Source organism: Corallococcus praedator, assembly GCF_003612125.1.
Taxonomy (GTDB): Bacteria; Myxococcota; Myxococcia; order Myxococcales; family Myxococcaceae; genus Corallococcus; species Corallococcus praedator.
Genome location: NZ_RAWI01000046.1, coordinates 1 through 18,464, shown reverse-complemented (window position 1 = coordinate 18,464; position 18,464 = coordinate 1). Strand labels below are relative to the sequence as shown.

Annotated in this window: 14 protein-coding genes; 7 read left to right on the top strand and 7 right to left on the bottom strand. The window is 72.3% G+C overall.

Going from position 1 to position 18,464, the window contains the following annotated elements; genetic code table 11:
- Window positions 1-163 precede the first annotated feature (163 nt).
- Window positions 164-1,861, top strand: a complete 1,698-nt coding sequence (locus tag D7Y13_RS08790; RefSeq protein WP_120583285.1) for an alpha/beta hydrolase — start codon at window positions 164-166, stop codon at window positions 1,859-1,861.
- Between the two features lie 96 nt (window positions 1,862-1,957).
- On the opposite strand, the gene D7Y13_RS08785 is transcribed toward D7Y13_RS08790, so the two are convergent.
- Both D7Y13_RS08785 and D7Y13_RS08780 read right to left on the bottom strand, forming a co-directional pair.
- A complete protein-coding gene (locus tag D7Y13_RS08785) occupies window positions 1,958-2,614 on the bottom strand; it encodes a hypothetical protein (RefSeq protein WP_120531234.1) in 657 nt (218 codons plus the stop codon).
- 226 nt (window positions 2,615-2,840) lie between these two features.
- Window positions 2,841-3,638 carry a hypothetical protein gene (locus tag D7Y13_RS08780; protein WP_120583286.1) on the bottom strand — a complete coding sequence of 266 codons (798 nt, stop codon included), beginning with the start codon at window positions 3,636-3,638 and terminating at the stop codon, window positions 2,841-2,843.
- A 160-nt stretch (window positions 3,639-3,798) separates the two neighbouring features.
- On the opposite strand from D7Y13_RS08780, the gene D7Y13_RS08775 reads away from it, so the two are divergent.
- The 3 genes from D7Y13_RS08775 to D7Y13_RS08765 all read left to right on the top strand — a co-directional run bounded on the left by D7Y13_RS08775 (window position 3,799) and on the right by D7Y13_RS08765 (window position 6,367).
- Window positions 3,799-4,527 (top strand): SDR family NAD(P)-dependent oxidoreductase, encoded by a 729-nt coding sequence (locus D7Y13_RS08775; RefSeq protein ID WP_120583287.1) that lies wholly within the window; start codon window positions 3,799-3,801, stop codon window positions 4,525-4,527.
- Between the two features lie 164 nt (window positions 4,528-4,691).
- Window positions 4,692-5,441, top strand: a complete 750-nt coding sequence (locus D7Y13_RS08770; RefSeq protein ID WP_120583294.1) for a hypothetical protein — start codon at window positions 4,692-4,694, stop codon at window positions 5,439-5,441.
- Between the two features lie 167 nt (window positions 5,442-5,608).
- Window positions 5,609-6,367: a hypothetical protein gene (locus D7Y13_RS08765; protein ID WP_120583288.1), complete on the top strand. Its 759-nt coding sequence runs from the start codon at window positions 5,609-5,611 to the stop codon at window positions 6,365-6,367.
- Window positions 6,368-6,377: 10 nt separating this feature from the next.
- Here D7Y13_RS08765 and D7Y13_RS08760 read toward each other — a convergent pair whose 3' ends face one another.
- Window positions 6,378-6,926, bottom strand: a complete 549-nt coding sequence (locus tag D7Y13_RS08760) for a nuclear transport factor 2 family protein (RefSeq protein ID WP_199732743.1) — start codon at window positions 6,924-6,926, stop codon at window positions 6,378-6,380.
- A gap of 87 nt (window positions 6,927-7,013) precedes the next feature.
- On the opposite strand from D7Y13_RS08760, the gene D7Y13_RS08755 reads away from it, so the two are divergent.
- Genes D7Y13_RS08755 through D7Y13_RS08745 form a run of 3 tightly spaced genes read left to right on the top strand, consistent with a single transcriptional unit; the run spans window position 7,014 to window position 9,394 of the window.
- Window positions 7,014-7,790: an alpha/beta fold hydrolase gene (locus D7Y13_RS08755; protein ID WP_120531286.1), complete on the top strand. Its 777-nt coding sequence runs from the start codon at window positions 7,014-7,016 to the stop codon at window positions 7,788-7,790.
- Window positions 7,790-8,578 carry a ZIP family metal transporter gene (locus tag D7Y13_RS08750; RefSeq protein ID WP_120583289.1) on the top strand — a complete coding sequence of 263 codons (789 nt, stop codon included), beginning with the start codon at window positions 7,790-7,792 and terminating at the stop codon, window positions 8,576-8,578. Before D7Y13_RS08755 ends, D7Y13_RS08750 begins: the two co-directional genes overlap by 1 nt.
- Before the next feature lie 6 nt (window positions 8,579-8,584).
- Complete coding sequence (locus D7Y13_RS08745; RefSeq protein WP_120583290.1) at window positions 8,585-9,394, top strand: SDR family oxidoreductase; 810 nt, start codon at window positions 8,585-8,587, stop codon at window positions 9,392-9,394.
- A gap of 12 nt (window positions 9,395-9,406) precedes the next feature.
- Here the strand turns inward: D7Y13_RS08745 and D7Y13_RS08740 are convergent, their stop codons facing one another.
- The 4 genes from D7Y13_RS08740 to D7Y13_RS08725 form a co-directional block, all read right to left on the bottom strand.
- The gene (locus D7Y13_RS08740; protein ID WP_120583291.1) at window positions 9,407-11,773 is read right to left on the bottom strand and encodes a C14orf119 family protein; all 2,367 of its coding nucleotides are present in this window, start codon (window positions 11,771-11,773) and stop codon (window positions 9,407-9,409) included.
- 87 nt (window positions 11,774-11,860) lie between these two features.
- Window positions 11,861-12,895 (bottom strand): trypsin-like peptidase domain-containing protein, encoded by a 1,035-nt coding sequence (locus D7Y13_RS08735; RefSeq protein WP_120583292.1) that lies wholly within the window; start codon window positions 12,893-12,895, stop codon window positions 11,861-11,863.
- A gap of 244 nt (window positions 12,896-13,139) precedes the next feature.
- Complete coding sequence (locus tag D7Y13_RS08730; RefSeq protein WP_199732744.1) at window positions 13,140-15,509, bottom strand: alpha-2-macroglobulin family protein; 2,370 nt, start codon at window positions 15,507-15,509, stop codon at window positions 13,140-13,142.
- Between the two features lie 11 nt (window positions 15,510-15,520).
- A partial coding sequence (locus D7Y13_RS08725; protein WP_120630659.1) for an MG2 domain-containing protein occupies window positions 15,521-18,464 on the bottom strand: 2,944 nt, incomplete at its 5' end.

Below are 18,464 nucleotides of genomic sequence, written 5' to 3'. Positions count from 1 at the left end.
CCTGCCCGGCCCCGCGGGACGACAAGGCCCGCACCGGCCTGCGAGCGTGCCGAGCGTCCGCTGCCGTGCGTGGGCCGAGGGCCTACCCTCTGGTGTGCGCTTCGGGGTGGGAGCAAGCCCCCCCAGGCGCTGCCTGCGAAGGCATTGGAAACCGGGGGTTCGCATGGAGCGCCTTCTCACCCGCGATGCGCGGATGGCACCGGCACGGGGTGTCTGGCATGGCAGTCGCGCTGCTCCCCGGTGGCTCCACGGCACGCTGCCAGGAGCCTGGGTCGCGCTCCTCTTCGCGTGTCTGTCCTTCACCCCTTCCCTGCTGCCGCGCACCGGACCCTTCCAGGGCTTCGTCAGCGGCATGAGCGCGGCCATCGGCTACGGGCTGGGGGTGATGGGCGCATGGCTGTGGCGTGAGTTCGCCCACCGCCCCGCGAGGACGCCGCGTCCCCGGGCATGGCAGGGCTTCTTCGTGGCGGGCGGCGTGGCGCTGGTCGCCGCGCTGCTGCTGGGCTGGCAATGGCAGAGGCACATCCGGGAGCTCATGGGGATGCCCCACCCGGGCAGCGTGGGCTACCTGTTCGCGCCGGCCATCGCGGCGTTCGTGTTCTTCCTGCTGCTCTTCGTGGGACGCGGCCTGCGCGCGGTGTATCGCGGGCTGGATGCGCGGCTCGCGCGGCACATCGGGCCTCGCGCGGCCCGCGCGATGAGCGTGCTGGCGGTGGTGGCCCTCACCTTCCTGGTGGCCAGCGGCCTCTTGAAGGACGGCCTCATCTCCATGGCGGACCGCACGCTGGCGCTGCAGGACACGACGACCGAGCAGGGGGTGTTCCAGCCCGACACCGCGCTGCGCTCCGGTGGCCCCGGCTCGCGGGTGGAGTGGGAGTCATTGGGACGGGAGGGACGCAACTTCGTGGGACGCGGCCCCACCGTGGACGAACTCTCCCGGTTCAGCGGAACGGACGCGAAGGAGCCCATCCGCGTGTACGCGGGCTATGCGTCCGCTCCGGATGCGGAGGGCCGGGCCGAGCTGGCGGTCCAGGAGCTGGAGCGGACCGGCGCCTTCCAGCGCGCGCACCTGCTGGTCGTGACCACCACGGGCAGCGGCTGGGTGGTGCCTGAAGCCGTGAATGCCTTCGAGTACGTGACGGGCGGCGACTCCGCCATCGTCGCCACGCAGTACTCACACCTGTGGTCGTGGCTCTCCGTGCTGGTGGACCAGAAGAAGGCCCGCGAGGAGGGCCGCGCGCTCTTCGATGCGGTGTACGAGCGCTGGTCGCGGCTTCCCGAAGGTCAGCGCCCGAAGCTACAGGTGTTTGGCGAGAGCCTGGGCTCCTACGGCGGGGAGACCGCGTTCAGCGGCGAGCGGGACCTGGCCAACCGCACCGACGGGGTGCTGTTCGTGGGACCGCCCCACTTCAACACGCTGTATCGCGAGTTCACCGACCAGCGTGACCCCGGCAGCCCCGAGGTGGAGCCCCTCTACCGGAACGGTCGCACCGTCCGCTTCAGTCGCCGGCCGGGCGAAGCCATCCCTCCCGCGAACGCACCCTGGGGGCCCTCCCGCGTGCTGTATCTGATTCATCCCTCCGACCCCATCATCTGGTGGAGTCCCGGGCTCATGGTGAAGCGGCCGGACTGGCTGCGCGAGCCCCGAGGCCCCGACGTGCTGGGCGCGATGGTGTGGATTCCCTTCGTCACGTTCTGGCAGGTGACGGCCGACCTGCCCCTGGGGATGAAGGTGCCTCCCGGCTACGGCCACGTCTACACCGGCGAGCACGTGGATGGCTGGGTCGCGCTGTTGCAACCCAAGGGCTGGAGCGCCGACAAGTCAGCGCGCCTGCGTGAGCTGTTGAAGCCGGAGCCGTGAAGTGACGGGACTGGAAACACCTCGGCCCCGAAGGCGCGTGGGATTCGCGCTTCCGGGGCCGGGGTTCACTCATTCAGACGGGCCGCGAAGGGCGGTTCAGTACCAATCCCAGTAGTCGATGAAGATGATGATCGTGGTGCCGTTGGGGCAGTGGTAGATGATGATCAGCGAGTGGTGGTAGCGGGAGAGCTGATCAGGCCGCCCACCCATGAGGTTCGTCTGCCGGAACTGCGCGTCCACCGTGGTGCGCGCGAAGGGCAGCGGCTGCGGCACCTCCACGGAGGAGGTCTGCATCGTCGCGGGCAGGCGGGCCACGGCCTTGCCGGACGCGTCGATGACGTCCACCTCACCGCGGTACTCGCCCACCTGGATGTCCTCGGCGGCCGCACGCGCGCGCAGCTTGTAGTAGCCGGCGGGGATGCCCGCCTGCGGCGCGTCCAGGTAGGTGAAGCCGAAGTCCGCGCCTTCGGGCAGCGCGGAGGCGGGGACCTGCTCGAAGCCGGCGATGCTGCTGCCAGCGAACGTCATGCCGTCCTTCGACACGACGACGGTCTCTTCGGGGTTGATGTCCACGCCGGCCTCTTTGGCCGCTGCATGCAACTGGGCGCGGGGGTCCGTGCACTCCAGCGTGGGAGCCTTCGGGGCGTCGAGGCGCGGCAGGTACGCCGCCAGCCGCTCACCGGCGATGGCCGTGGTGGAGGTCAGGACCAGCGCCGCGACAAGGGAGAACGCCTGGACGAACTTTCGAGTCATGGGGGCACCTTCTGGGAAATGACGAGGAGGGAAAGGCGTTCCCGTGGGGGACACGGGAACGCCACTCGTCGTTTCGGGACCAGTGCATCCCAGATGCCAATCACAGCTCAGGGACGACGCTGCTTCCAGGGCCCGCGGGCTGTGACAGGAATGGCCACACACAGCGCCGGATTCGTAGCGCATCCCGCTACACGCGGAAGGCCCTGAATCCAGCCCGTGCCGGACATCAGGGCGTGCGCACTTCCTTCTGGAGGGTGAAGCTCTCCAGGCCGAACCCCTGGAGGCTGACTTCACGGAGCGTGCGGGACTTGAGCGCGACGCCCTCGGGCTGGACGGTGACGAGGTCCACCGCGACCGAGAAGGTGCGGTCGGGGAAGCGGACAGGGCGGGGGTTCGGGAAGTCCAGGCCCGGCGTGCAGGTCTCCCCGTTGGGGCCCTCGATGACACTGTGGCCGCTGCTCCACTTGCCTGGGAAGGCCACCAGCCGGGAGGCCTGCGCGATACCGCCCGGACCCGCGAGCTTCTCCTGGACGGGCACCACGCCGAAGCGTTCGAAGGCCAGCTTCCCGCCGTTGTAGCCCCTCACGGTGTAGGTGGACGCGCCGTGGACCGAGGGGTCCACGTAGAGGGCGCCCAGGTCCTCTTCCTTCGAGCGCGCGACGACCACCCGCTCGAGCAGCTCCGGGGCGCCGTCCGGCTGGGTCCCGGTGAAGGTCAGCACCATGCGGCTGTCCCAGTCCGGCTCCAGCGGGCTCAGCCAGGCATCCCACCCGGAGGCGTCCTTCAGGTCCAGCGTCACGCCGCTCTGCTTGCCATCCGTGCTCTTGACCACGAGCCCTTCATCCGAGGCGTACAGCTCCGAGGCGTCGAGCGGGCAGTGCTCGATGCCGGAGAACCACGCGCAGCCCTCGCCCTTCGCGTCGCTGGCGATGCCCGGCGTCGCGGCGAGCAGGAGTCCGACTCCCAGTCCGAGTCCGAGTGCGTTACGAACGATTGAACCGCGGTTCTTCCATCGCATGGCCATGCGCGTTGCTCCGAGGAGAGGGGGATGCTGCGCGGGAAAGCGATTGCATCCACCATGCCGCGTGGGCGCCTGGGATTGCGGCCGGGTGAAGACAAACCCGCTGTGTCCGTTGGGACCGTCATGCTTTGCTGTCAGTGTTTTCCTTTCATGGGAGGCAGTGATGGGAGCATTGGACGGGAAGATCGCGGTCATCACGGGCGGCGGCACGGGCATCGGGCTGGCGATCGCGGAGCGCTTCGCGCGAGAAGGCGCGGAGGTGGTCATCGCCGGACGCCGCCAGCAACGCCTGGAGGATGCGGCGGCGCAGTTGGGGCATGGCGTCCGGGGCGTGGTGACGGACGTGGGGGACGACGCGCAGGTGAAGCGGCTCATCGACTCCGTGCCGCGCGTGGACCTGTTGGTGACGTGCGCCGGGGGCGCCGTGTTCGGGCCGGTGGAGGCCGTGCCTTCGAAGGCGTGGAGGGACCTGTTCAACGACCGGTTCTTCGGCCAGCTCTCCGCCTGTCACTACGCGGTGCCGAAGATGGCCGCGGGCAGCGCCATCATCCTCTGCTCCGGCATCGCCGGGCACGCCGCCCTGGTGAACTACTCCGGTGGCGCGGGCCTGTGCGGCGCGGTCAATGCCATGGGCCGCTCGCTCGCGGTCGAGCTCGCGCCCAAGGGCATCCGCGTCAACGTCCTGTCTCCGGGGCTGACCCGCGACACGGACATCGACTGGGGTGTTCCGCCCGAGCAGTTGGGCGCGTTCATGGACGCGCTCGTGAGCAACATCCCCCTCAAGCGTCCGGGCACCGTCCGGGACATGGCGGACGCGGCCTGCTTCCTCGCGACGTGCTCCTACGCCACCGGGCAGGTCATCGACATCGACGGTGGTTGGACCGCGGTCTGAGCGTCTCCTCGGCGTCAGGGCCGTGGTGAATCCATGGCGCCATGACGCGCGTGTCCGGATCCAGGAGGGCGCGGCGGAGCGAACTCCCTCGTGGCCCCTGCGCTCGTGCCCCGTGGCATGGGGGTTGCCTTGGAGGCGCGCCACCACGAGGGGGAGAAGTGAAGATGCTGCGTTTCGGTTGTCTGATGCTGTTGTGGTGGCTCCTCCCTGGCGCGTCCGCGAGCGCCGGGGAGCCTGTGCCGTCTTCGTCCAGCGCCTGGTTCGAGAATCCCGCCCGCACGCGCGGGCTGCTCGGTTCGACCGCGCTTCCGCTGCATGAGGGAGAGGGCTTCATCGGGCAGCAGGCGCTCTTCGCCACCGTCGCGGAGGTGGGCCTGAGCGAGCGCGTATCCGTGAGCGTGGCCTCGGCCGTCCCCGTCGTCGCACTGGCCCGGACCTTCAGCGACGTGCCCTTCAGCCTCATGGGGGGCATCAAGGTGACGCGTCCGCTGACCGAGCGGCTGCATCTGGCGTTCGGCGTCCAGGGAGGCAGCTTCGACAGCGACCTCTACGAATTGCAGACGCTCAACGCCGTCGCGGTCTACGGCATCCTCACGTACGGAACGGGTGACGCCCATGTATCGCTCACGGTCCAGCCCTTCGTCGCCTGGGGAAGCTTCCACTCCGGGAGCGTGATGGTGCTGCCCATGCTGGGAGGCTTCGTCCGGCTGGGGGAGCACTGGGGCCTCGCGGGAGAGGTCGCGCTCTCCCCGGTCGATGGCGTCAGCGGCGCGTTCGGCTTCGCGACGGCGGGCGCGCGGTTCATGGGACGGCACTGGTCGCTGGACCTGGGGGTCCTCGCCGAACAGAAATGGAAGGACGCGGACCGACCCTCCGTGCTGCCCGGAGGCTCATTCCTGTTTCACTGGCGCTGAGCCAACGAAGCACCGGCTGGATGATGCCTCGCTAGGAATCCGTGGCGGCATGACGTGGCTGTCAGGAACCCGTTGAACGCGGTGGGGCGAAATCCCCACCGCATCCTGAGACAGCCTTCCCTGGCATGGGGGTTGCGTATGGGGCGCGCCACCACGAGGGGGAAACAATGACACCACGTTGCATCTGTCTGTTCATGTTGTGGCTGGCCCTCCCCGGCGCTTCCGCCAGCGCCCAGGAGCCGGGCGAGGCGCCACTTCCATCCTCATCCAGCGGCTGGTTCGAGAATCCCTCCCGCACGCGCGGCCTCACCGGATCCACGGCGCTTCCGCTTCACGCGGGAGAGGGTTTCATCGGACAGCAGGCGCTCTTCGCCACCGTCGCGGAGGTGGGCCTGAGCGAGCGCGTGTCCGTGCACCTTGCCTCGGCCATCCCCTTCCAGGTGATGTTCCGTGACACCTCCTTCAGCCTCCTCGGTGGCATCAAGCTGACCACGCCCCTGACCGAGAAGCTGCATCTGGCCTTCGGTGTCCAGGGAGGCTCCTACGACAGCGACTTCCCGGGCTCGTGGGGGCTCTACAACGCCGTCGCCGCCTACGGCACCCTCACCTACGGGACGGGCGACGCGAACCTCTCCCTCACGGTCCAGCCCATCTACGCCTGGGCCACTGACGAAGAGGGGGGCCTGATGGTGCTGCCCATGCTGGGGGGCTTCCTGCGCATGGGCGAGCACTGGGGCCTCGCGGGCGAAGCCGCCATCTCACCGGCGCGAGGAATCGCCGATGCCTTCGCCTTCGCGACGGCGGGCGCACGGCTCATGGGTCCACGGTGGTCCGTGGACCTGGGGGTCCTCGCCGGAATGCAATTGCAGGGACAGGACGTGCCCGCCTTCGTTCCCAGCGCTTCCTTCCTGTATCACTGGCGCTGAAGCCAGCCCCTCACGGCTTTGGCGCGGGCGTCGTCTTCGGCGCGGGCGTCGCCGGGGTGGTGGTCTGGGCCGCCTTCGCCTTGGTGTACGCGGCCACGCGGTTGGTGACTTCGCCCATCAGGTCGTTGGGGATGGGGACGGAGAGGTTGTACTGGGCGATGCGCCACCCGGCGGGCTCCTTCACCAACACACCGCTGCCACGCGCCGGGCCCAGGTTGGGCGTGTCCAGCGCTTCGTCGAACCACGCCGTCTGGCCGTCCTTCGACAGGAAGACGTTGCGCGACACCGACTTGAAGCTCCAGGCCTTGCCCTTGGAGAAGAACGGCTTGGACCACACGCGGAACTGGTCCACCGTCCAGCGCTCCGTCCCGTCCGTGCCCATGAAGACCGCGTCCGGCGTGAAGAGCGCGAAGTAGCGCGCTTCGTTCGCCGCAGCCGCCGCGCGGTGCCAGTCGTCCAGCACCGTGGCCACCGCCACCTTCGGGTCGGCGGGGGCAGGAGGCACGGGCGCGGCGGGGTTGGCGGCGAGCGTCAGCAACAACAAGGAGACGGAAGGCACCGGGTTCACCTCGACGGGATGGGTGTTCGCGGTATGAAGCGGCACGACGTGCCCTGGGTCAAGGCACGCGGACAAGGTGGTGGTGGCGTGGTGCTCGAAAGTTTTCAGGTCGGCACGGGCGACGTGCCCACGGTGCTGCTGCATGGCTTCCTTGGCAGCGGTCGCAACCTGCGCTCGCTCGCGGTCGCGTGGACGCAGGCCGACCCGCGCCGCCGCATCCTCCTGCCCGACCTCACCGGCCACGGCCAGTCCCCCGCCCTGCCCGCGGACGCGGACCTGTCCACGCTCGCCCGCGACGTCGTGGACACGCTGGACGCCCAGGGCTTCACCGGCGCCATCGACTGGGTGGGCCACTCGCTGGGCGGCCGCGTGTCACTCTCCGCGAGCCTCCACGCCTCCGACCGCGTGGGCAGCGTCAGCCTGCTGGACATCGCCCCCGGTCCAGTGCCCCTGGACCTGTCGGAGAGCGGCTTCGTCCTGGACATCCTCATGCAGGCCCCGCCCCGCGCCGACAACCGCCGGGCCCTGCGCGCGGACCTCACAGGACGCGGCCTGTCCGAAGGCCTGTCCGACTGGCTGCTCATGAACCTGGTGCCCGACGGCGACGGCGTGCGCTGGAGATTCGACCGCGACGCCCTCTTCCGCCTGCACAAGCGCGTCAACGTCGAGGACCTCTGGCCCGCCGTGGAGCGCCCCGTCCACCCGCCCCTGCGCTGCATCCGGGGCGGGCGCAGCCGGTACGTGCCGGACGCCGCCGTCGCGCGCCTGGAGGCCGCCGACTGCCCCGTGACCTTCCTCCCGGACGCGGGCCACTTCGTCCACGTGGACAGTGCCCAGGCCGTGCTGGCCTGGCTGATGGCCTGATGGATTCCCAGACCGTCCTGCTCGTGTTCATCGCCGTCGGGCTGGACGGTGTCGCCGGACTCGCGGGCGGCGTGCTGTCCGAGCGCTGGTTGCAGCGCCGGCTGCCCGCACTGGTGGCCTTCGCCGCCGGCACCCTGCTGTGCGCCGTCTTCCTGGAGGTGCTGCCGGAGGCCGTGGCCACGCTCGGGGATTCCGCCTTCACGTGGGCCTTTGGCAGCTTCGTCGCCCTGGCCCTCCTGGAGTGGGCGCTGGGCCATCACCACCACCACGCGGAGGCCGCCGCGGGACACGTGCATGGCCATGCGCATGGGCACACCCATGCGCACGGCGCGCCCACGCTGCCGGCGGCGCTGCTCGCGTCGGATGCGCTGCACAACATCGGAGATGGCGCGGCCGTGGCGGCTGCCTTCCTCGTGTCCCCCAACGCGGGCTTCGCCACCGCGTTCGCCGTCATCATCCACGAGCTGCCTCAGGAGGTGGGTGACTACGCGCTCTTGCGCGCCGCGGGCTGGTCCCGGGCGAAATCGCTCGTCGCGCTGGGCGCGGTGCAGCTCACCGCCGCGGTGGGCGCCGGGGCCGTGCTGGTGGGCACCCGGTACCTGCCCTCGCTCCAGGGCACCGTGCTGGCCATCGCCGGAGGCTCATTCCTCTACATCGGCGCGGTGGACCTCCTGCCGGAGCTGCGCCGGGGCCCGGACTCGCGCCAGCGCGTGGTGGGCTTCCTGTGTGGGCTGCTCCTCATTGGCGGCCTCCACTTCCTGGAGCGATTCCTCGGCGGCCACCGCTGAGCGAGGATGCGGCCCATGCAAGCAAAGTCCGTGATTGTCACCGGTGCCTCCTCCGGCATCGGAGAGGCGCTGGCGGTGGCCCTGGCGGCCCGGGGTGCGAACGTGACGCTGGCCGCGCGCGACGGCGCGGCGCTGGAGCGGGTGAAGGCCCGCTGCGAGGCCGCCGGAGGCAAGGCCCTGGCGGTGCCCACCGACGTGGGGGACCCGGAGGCGTGCCGCGTGCTCGTGGAGCGTGCGGTCGCCGAGTTCGGCGGCGTGGACGTGCTCGTCAACAACGCGGGCATCACCATGCACGCGCGGTTCGAGGACGTGAAGGACCTGGGCCTCTTCGAGCGGCTGATGCGCATCAACTACCTGGGCGCGGTGTACTGCACCTTCCACGCGCTGCCGCACCTCAAGGCGCGCAAGGGATTGCTCGTCGCCATCTCCTCGCTCACGGGCAAGACGGGCGTGCCCACGCGCACCGGCTACGCCGCGAGCAAGCACGCCATGCAGGGCTTCTTCGATTCGCTGCGCATCGAGCTGATGGGCACCGGCACCGACGTGCTCGTGGTGTCGCCGGGCTTCGTGGCCACCGGCATCCGCGCGAACGCGCTGGGCGCCGAAGGCCGGCCCCTGGGACAGAGCCCCCGCGACGAGGAGGGCGCCACCATGGACGTGGACACCTGCGTGGGCCTCATCCTGCGCGCCATGGAGCGCCGCCAGCGCGAGGTCGTGATGACGCTCACCGGCCGCGTGGGGATGGTGCTCAAGCTCGTGGCCCCGGGGCTGCTGGACACGCTGGCCGCGCGCGCCATCCGGGGCAGGAAGGCCTGAGCGGGCCTGGGGCTACTTCTCCATCCTGGACACCATGCCCCACAGGCCATCGAAGGTGGCGTTGCCCACCTGGTGCAGGCCGAAGCCCCAGAGGAAGGCGGACATCCACGCGCCGGAGCCGCCCCACGTGGGGGAGAAGACGTCCAGCAACTGGAGCCCCAGCAGCACCGCGATGATGGACATCATCCCCAGCACCGCGAGTTCCACCTTCCACAGGTCGCCCGAGCGCGGCAGGGGGATCCAGTCCAGGTTCACCAGCGCCTCGGTGCCCGTCTTCGTGGTTCCCGGCGGAGGCAGGGGCGTGATGTTGCCGCCCGCGGGCGCGCCGGGCAGCGGCGGTGGGGCCTCCGCGGGCTTCTGGGAGAAGGGGTCCAGCGTCACGTCCGGGAACGCCTCCAGCGCCGTCTGCCGGGTGCCGATGGACGCGGCCTTCTGTCGCAGCGTCGCGTGGCGCTCGAAGGCCTCGCGGGCCGCGCGGTAGTCGGGCGTGGCCAGGTTCGTCTCCCCCTGGTTCAGGTGCGCTCGCGCCGACTTCAGTCGAGCATCCACGTCCGCCTCCCAGTCGAACTGGGCGCTCAGGTCCCCGCCTCCTTGCAGCCGGGCCGCGGCCAGGGCCTCCTCCAGGTTGTCCACCAGCGCGCGCAGGTACAGCGATTGCGCGGACTGGTAGTACAGGAAGGCTTCGTCCACGCTGGCCGACTTGCGGGCGCGCGCCCTCGCGAGCTGCTCCGCCACGCGCGTGCGCAGCTCCGTCCACTCCTCCGGCGTGAAGCCGCCCGGCAGTTCCCTGCCGGAGAGGGAGCCCTCCAGGTCCGACAGGAGGATTTCGAGGAACGCCTCGCGCGCGGTGTCCACCAGCCGGCGCGACGTCTCCAGGTCGGTGCCCGGAAGCTGCTGCCGCGCCTTCAACACATACATGGGCAGCTCACCCTGGAGCCGGCGGCTCACCGCGTCGTCTCCGCGCTGGGAGACCAGTGTCTGGGATTGCTGCTCCAGCTCCTCCAGCCGTGACTCCAGCACCGCGCGGGCCACGCCTTCCAGGTCGAGCGTGCGCAGGTATTGCGCCTGCTCCGTGAAGTCCGCGGACGTGGCCTGGTCGTTCTGGAGCAGCGTCTCCACCGACTTGAGCTTCTTCTCCGCGTCCAGCAGGGCCATGCCCTTGAGCCCCTCCAACTGGCGCAGGAGGACGGACCAGAGCGAGAACAACTGGAGGCGCGCCTCGAAGAGCGCCAGCACCGAGTCCTGCACCACGAGCCCGCTCAGCGGCCGCTGGATGTTCTCCAGCAGCGCGTCCACCTGCCGCCGCAGCGCCGAGGCCACCGCCGCCTCGCGCTCCAGCGGACGGGCGGGCACCAGCTCCTGCAACTTCTGGCGCGCCGCCTCCGCCCGGCTGCGCAGCGTCACGCGCGGACGCACGCGCTGCACGTAGAAGCGCACCGCCGCGGACGTCACCACGCCCAGGAAGATGAGGAACGCACCCCACAGGGCGGGCGTCTTCACCCAGACGGTGAAGGTCTGCTCCACCGGCGCGCCCTGGGGCACGAGCAGCCGCACCGTGCCGGTGTACTCGCCGGACTCCGGCAGGCCGTCCACGTCCAGGCTCAGGAGGCCCGTGCCGTTCGCGGGCACCTGGAACACGCCCCCCGGGCCCATGCCTCCGTCCGCGCTGGCGTCGTCGCCCGACGCGGCCTGTCCGCGAAAGGACCAGTGCGCGTCCTGCGCCTGCACCGGCGCGGCGCCGTTGCCCGCCCCGCCCTCCTTGCGGTCCAGCTGCACCACCGCCGCGGGCCCCACCTCGCCGCCCACGCCCGCCGTCTCCTTGAAGGTCAGCCGCACCGTGGCCTTCCCGGAGAACGGCCCCAGCGTCCAGCCACGCGCGGGCGCCACCGGGTAGAACTGCACCGTCGGGGCCACCGCTACGCGCTGGATGAGGAGCGAGGCCACCTCCCGCACGCCGTCGCCCAGCAGCACGACGCGGCCCCGGTACTCACCGGGCGCGGGCAGGTCCGCCGACAGCGCCACCGTCACCGGCTGCCGCACGGAGATGGGCGCCTCCGTCGCGCCGTCCGTCGCCGTCCCCACGCGCACCGTGACGGGCACCTGCGTGCCGTCCGTGGACAGCAGCGGATCCACCAGCACCGTCACCCGCGTGTCCGCCGGTTCCCCGACCGGAGGCGCTTCGCCTCCGGCTTCCGGAGAACCAGGCAGCAGGTCCACGCGCAGCACCGTCTCCACGTGGGCGGTGGACGTGCGCAGCCGCACCTCGTTGTTGGCGTTCAGCCCCGCGACGTTGAAGCGCGGCGCCGCGAGCGCGAGCGTCGGCAACAGGCAGAGCACCGCCCACGTCAGGCCCACGCTGGCGCGCGGGAAGACGGTCACGGTCGTGCGACTTCGAGCGGGAAGGCCCATGCGACCGACGATAGCAGTCCCCTCCCCCGGCCCCGCACGTCCGTGCACGCGCGCCGTTCAGTCCCAACCCAGGCGGCGCAACACGCCCGGCGGCAGGCTGGCACGGATGGTCTCCAGGGGGATGCCCTCGTCGTCCTCGGCGGATTCGTGGCCGGGGCGCGGGTCGCCGCTGTGGTGCAGCGCGACCAGCTCCAGGTCCTGCGTGAAGCACGGCGAACCGGACGAACCCGGATGCGTGTTGGTGCAGTACGTGATGCGCGTGTGTGAACGGTTGAGCGCCTGGAACGTGTCCAGCGCCACCTGCATCGGCCGGCCCTTGGGGTGCTGCACGACGAGCGCCAGCGCGCCGGTGGTGAAGGGCGCGGGCGACGGGGGCAACGGGATGAAGCCGCGCGGACGGTCCCCCAGCCGGTCCTCGCCGGGGGCGTCCTGGATCTGCAGGAAGGCGTAGTCCAGTTCGTCGCGCGTGGCTTCACGCGGGCGCGGATGCATCAGGTCCGCGGGGCTGTGCGGACTCTGCGCCAGGCACGCCGTCACCGCGTACACGCGGCCGGGGTGCACCGCGATGCGGTCGGGCAGCACCTTCAAATCGAAGCGCACGCGCAGCGCCTCCACCAGCCGGTGCTCGATGACGTGCGAGTTGGTGAGCACCACGTCCGGCGCCACCAAGAAGCCCGTGCCCAGCGCGCGGCCTCCGTCCAGCTCCACCCGGCACACGCGCCGCGACAGGAGGGTCAGCCGGTCCCTCCAGGCCTCCGGCGTCATCGGCTGCTTCGCCGCCTGGACGATGCGCGCCAACGCGCTGCCGGAGATGCTGCGCTGCACGGAGGAGAAATACGACTGGAGGAAGCGCCGGATGCGCGGATGGCCCGGCGCCGCCGCCTGCGCGCCGCGCACGAGCACGTCCGTCCACCCTTCCGTCTCCGCGGTGTGCACGAGCGCCCGGGCCCGGGCCGCGCCCTCCCGCTCCATGGAAGGCACGAAGTCCCGACCGCACTTCACCGTGACCATCCGGTGGAGCTCCTCCACCGAGGAGAATGCGCCCAGTAGGGCGTGGGTGAGTTCCTCCCGCTCGGAGCCTTCAAGCTCCATCCGTGTCCTCTCGCGGCCGCCTGGCTCACTCCTGCCGTGTGCCTTGCAGTGTACGCATGCGGGCCACGATTGCACTGAGACCGGAGCGCTCGCCGGGCGGGCCCCCACGCCGCCTCCACCTTCCGCCCACCACCGGGCGGACAGGGGCCGCTCGCGCTCCGTGAGTGGGGAATGACCCTGAACCTGGGGACCCGGGTCCCCCTCCCACGGACTCCAGGGAGGGGTGCCTGCGCCCCGCTCCGGTTCAGCGCACCGCCCAGGTGGTGGGCGGCAGCAACGAGGTGATGCCTGGCTGACCGGGCACGTCCAGCCGCGAGGCGCCCGCCTGGAGCGTCCCGGCGAGCGTGGGCAGCACGCGGAAGGACACCTGCACCGGCGCCGCGCCCTCGGTCCTCGGGGCGATGCGCAGCGACAGCAGCCCGTCCTGCACCTCCCACGACGCGACCCGGGACGACGCCACCAGCGCATCCAGGCTCGCGGCGTCCACCTGCACACCCGCGGGCAGCTCCTGCTGGAACAGCAGCGGCAGGGACGCGGGCGCGCCCACCACCACCCGCACGTCCGCGAGCTGGCCCACGCGCGCCTCCTTCGGCGCGTCCACCGTCAACTCCAGGCCGCCCTTCGCCTCGTTCTTCCAGGGCACCGCCGCGGCCAGCGCCAGCGAGAAGCCCAGCCCCGGCACCGCGGGCTCCGCGCGCACCGTCCACGCGTGCGTCCCCGCCGAGCCCGGCGCCGCGGCCTCCAATGACAGCACCTCGCGCAGCGCCTTCGCGTCGTAGGTGCCCTCCGTGACCGTCTTCCCGTCGCGCTCCAGCGTCACGCGCACCTGGGACGGCAGCGGGTCCTTGAAGAGCGCCAGCGCCGCGCGCAGGCCCACGCGGTTCGCCTGCCCATCCCCCCAGCCCTGGCCGGGCGAGTAGCGCGCCAGCAGGAAGGCGCCCAGGTCCGCCAGCGGCGCCTTCGCATCGCCCTGCAGGGCGAGCACCGCCATCGCCGTGGCCTCCGCGACGGAGGGCTCCTGGCCGTCCGCGCGCACCGTGCCCGGCTCCACCGACAGCGACGCGGTGCCGTCCGCGCCCGGCTTCACCGCTTCGCGCACGCGGGTGCGCAGCGCGTCCGCCACGCTGCCCGTCACCGCGCCCTCCGCCAGCAACACCGCCGCCGTGTAGCCGTCCTTCACCTGCGGCAGGTAGCGCTCGAAGACGCCCGCGGAGCGCGCGGTGAAGGCCGCGGCGCGCTGCTTGCCCGCGTCGGTGCCCACCGAAGCGCGCACCGTGCGCGCGCAGTCCGCCGTCGCCACCAGCAGGCGCTGGAGCTGCCAGCCCTCACCGCCCTGGCAGGTGCCGTCCGGCCGCTGCGCCTTCGCCACCTGGTCCACGAGCCGCTCGCCCAGCCGCGCGAGCACCGGGTTGTCCGGGTGGGCCAGCGCCCCTTCCGCGAGCCGCGTCGCCACGTCCACCGACGGCGCTCTCGCGGCCCGGAGCACCCGCTGCCCCGCCACCTGCGCCAGGGTCTTCAGCGCGGCCGCGTCCGGCGTCTCGCCCAGCGCCTGGAGCAGCGTGGGCGCCTGCCCCGCGAGCAGCAGCGTGTACGCATCCGCGGCCACGTCCCCGGGCCTGCGCTCCACCGCCGCCAGCTCCGAGCGGACCACGCCCAGCGCGCCCGGGTACACCTGCAACCGCACCCGTTCGCTGCCGGCCTGCGCGTCCGCCGGCCCCGTCAGGGACAGCGTGCGCGGCGCAGCCAGCGAGCCGCCCCGCGTCTGGACCACGGGCTGACCGGTGGCCCACACGTCGAAGTCGCGCACCACCGCGTCGGCCTCACCCAGCGTGGCCCGCACCGTCACCGGCCCCGCGCCCTGAGCGCGCACCGTCACCAGCTCCACCGCGCTGCCCCGCGCGGGCACCTTCACCGTGCGCGAGCCGGCCTCCACCTGCGCGCCGCGCACGTCCACCTTCAGCGCGGCCACCACCTCCTTGTCGGTGGTGTTCACCACCTGCACCGGCAAGCGCACCGTGTCGCCCGAGCGCAGGAAGGGCGGCAGCACCGGATCCACGTACGTGGGCAGCGTGCCCGCGAAGGACGTCACCGCCCCCGCCTGCGCGCCGGAGCGCGAGTGCGCGAGCGCCAGCACCCGCCACTGCGTCAGCCGGTCCGGCACGCGCACGGGCACCGTCGCCTGGCCGCTTCCGTCCGTCACCACCAGGGGCTCGAAGAGGAACGTCTCCGGGAACCACGCGCGGGTGGGCACTGGCGCCCCGTCCGTGCCCGGCTCGGAGGGTTCGGCCTGCTCCTGCTCCGCGAACGCGTCATCGGAGTCCCGCTCCGCCATCACGGGCGCCGCGGCCGGCGGGGGCATCGCCATGCCACCGCCACCCGGCCCCGTCCCTCGCGCGCCCAGACCTCCCTCGTCGAAGGACGCCGAGCCGAAGGACTTCATGCTCTTCTTGTTCAGGCCCTGCGCGACCGCCACCTCCATGGAGGGCGCCTCCTCCGCGCTCCCGGAGAGCGCGGCGGCGGACGACCCGAAGAGCCTCCTCACGCTGTCGCCCACGGCCGCCAGGGCCACCATGGCCCCCACGCCCAGCACGAAGCCCAGGACCCCACCCTTCATCCCGCGCGAAATCATGGCGACTCCCGGGCGACCCACGCGCCCCAGTTCACGACGTCTTCCGGCAACCGCGTGCCACTCACCACCACCGCGCGAGGATCCGTCAGCGACAACAGGTCCTCGGGCAGGCGCGACAGCCGCAGCCTGCGTCCGAACGCGTCCGTCACCTTCTGCCCGCGCTGCTCGCAAGCAGCGAGCGACTCCTTCCACAGCCGGGCGAGCCCTTCTGGATCCAACGTCTCCCCCTTGGGCGCCGTCTCCTCCCACTTGCGCGTGCGCGTGTGCAGCTCCGTCAGCACCGCGTAGAAGGGCTCCGTCAGCTCCGCGTCCGGCGAGAAGGGGCTGGTCGCGTTCGCCGTCACGCGCGCCTCCAGCTCCTCCGGCTTCGGCACCTCCGTCACGCGCAGCAGCGCCGCCGCCGCCGCGTTCGCGCCCCGGATGCGGCCCATCGCCAGCGCCTGTCCATCCAGCACCCCGAAGGCCGGCAACGACACCGTGGGCGCGGGCCGCAGGCCCTCCAGCGCGTCCGCGCCCGGCAGCGGCGCGAGCTGTGACAGCGTCTCATCCACGCCGAACAGGCCCACCGCCGCCGCGCCGTCCTTTCCGTCCACCACCGTGTGCACCTGCAGGTGGGCCAGCTCACCGGGCGCGTACGCGGGCTTGTCCGGCGACACCTCCACCGCCAGTTGCGCGCGCGGCGCCACGTACACGCGCGCCTGCGCGGCCACGCCCTCCACGTGGGCCCAGCCCTCGAAGTCCGCGGGCAGCGTGAAGCGCGCCGAGCGCGTGGGCGCGTCCACCACCTCCTTCAGCCGGGCCTTCCCCGCCACCAGCTCCAGCGTCCGGGGCAGCTCACCCTCGAAGCCCGGGCCGCGCAGCAGCTCCACCTTCACGGCTTCGCCCGCCTTCGCCAGCACCGGCGTCGCGCGCAGGCGCAGGGGCGGCAGCCTCGCGGGACGCAGCACCAGCTTCGTGTCGCCCACGTCCTGGCCGTCCCACTTCGCCTTCACCTTCAGCTCGTAGCCCAGGAACGTGGTGGCCCGGGCCTGGTAGGTGCGACCCTCGCTCCACGCGGGCTGCACGGAGAAGCGCACCACGCCCATGGCGCCCCCGACCGGCGAGCCGTCCGCCTCATCCGACGCCGCCAACGGCAGGCGCAGCCGGGAGAAGCGCTCCTTCAGGCACGGCAGCACCGACGCGGGAACCGCGCTGCCGGACGAAGGCAGCGGCAGCCACGACAGCGCCACGTCCCGCTTCCCGGGCACCTGCCGCCACGTCAGCACCGCGGGCAGCGTGGACACCCCGGGCAGCTCCGAAGGCAGACACGCGCGCGCATCCAGCGCGGGGCGGGCCAGGGCCGCCTCCAACTCCTGCGTGTTCCCGGTGGCCGTCTGGACCTGGGGTTGCAGCATGGGCAGGCCGGGGTCCGTGACGCGGAAGCGCAGCGCGAGCATCCGCTCCGCGCCGGACGGCAGGCCCCGGGCCCGCAGCACGGAGGCCATGCACGCGCCCGCCCCTTCGTCCGCGCCCGCCACGTCCAGCACCTGTCCCGACGCGCCCACCCGCGCCGCGAGCGACACCATGTCGCCCCCGGTGGCCGCGCTGACGAAGCGGGCGCAGGGATGGAAGGCGGGCAGCAGGCGCTCCAGCGCGAGCTGATCCTGAAGCGACGGCTGCTGTCCTCCCCGGTCATTCAGCAGGTCCTGGGAGGAGGCCAGCGACACCGGCGGCGGACGCGGGATGGGCCGGACCGGCAGGGGCGGCACCACCACGTTCACCGCGGGGCCGGGGTCCAGTTGGAAGGCGGCCACGCCGTCCTCGTCCGCCACCGCGCTCACACCGGGGTCCTTGGGGTCCCACGCGCGCGTCACCGTCACCTCCGCGCCCGGCAGCACCCGGCCCGCGGCGGTGGTGGCGCGCAGGTAGACGCGGTTGTTGAAGCCCGCGACCAGCCCGTCCTCCAGCTCCGTCACCGACGACACGGCCAGCGCGTCCTCGGACAGCAGGAGCGACACCGCGCCCCGCACCGGCTCACCGGTGGCATCGCGCGCCTCCACGCGCGCGCTCAGCGTGGACTGTCCGCGCAGGTCCGCGGGCACGCGCGGCAGCGTCACCTTGAAGCGGCCCGCGGCGTCCGTGCGCGCCTTCTTCGGCAGCTCGCCCTTGAGCCACTCCGTGGGGGGCGGCCACGCGCCGGCATGGCTCCACTCCAGCGCCACGTCCGTGTCCGCCACCGGCGCCCCGGACGCGTACGCCACCTCGCCCGTCACCTCCGGCGTTTCGTTGGCGCGCCAGAAGGGCCTCGGGCTGCGGGCCTCCAGTCGCAGGCGCGGCAGGGTGAAGGGCTCCACCGTGAAGTGGACCTCGCCGGACGCGCCGCCGCTGGTCCACGCCACCGTCCAGTCGCCCGTGGGCGCGCCCCGGTCCAGCGGCAGCTCCCCGGCCACCACGCCCCAGGGCCCCGCGGGCGCGCGCTCCTCCAGCACCACCTCCCCGGTGGGGTCCTTCACCATCCAAGTCCCCGGCCGCCCGTCGAGCGGCGACAGGTCCTTCGCCCGGAGCGCCACCGCGCGGAACCTCACCCGGTGCCCGGGCTCATAGAGGGGACGGTCGGTCAGCACGCGCACCCGCGCGGGCGCGTACAGCGGCAGGGGCGCGTCCACCGTGTCGGTGCCCAGCGGCGTGGTGATGCGCGCGCGCAGCCGGTAGTCCCCGTCCGGCACCTGGGGCAGCGTCACCGGCGCGTTCAGCGGACCGTCGCCGTCGCGCTTCCAGGACGACTTCTCATCCACCGGCAGGGGCGTCTCCTTGCCGGCCGCGTCCACCAGGAACAGCACCACCACGAGCAGGCCCACGACGACGGGACGGAACCCGCCTCCGGAGCCCGCGCGCTGCGCGGTCCGGACCGGCGCGGCCGTGATGTGCGAGGTCCGCGCGGGCTTCACCGAGCTGATGCGC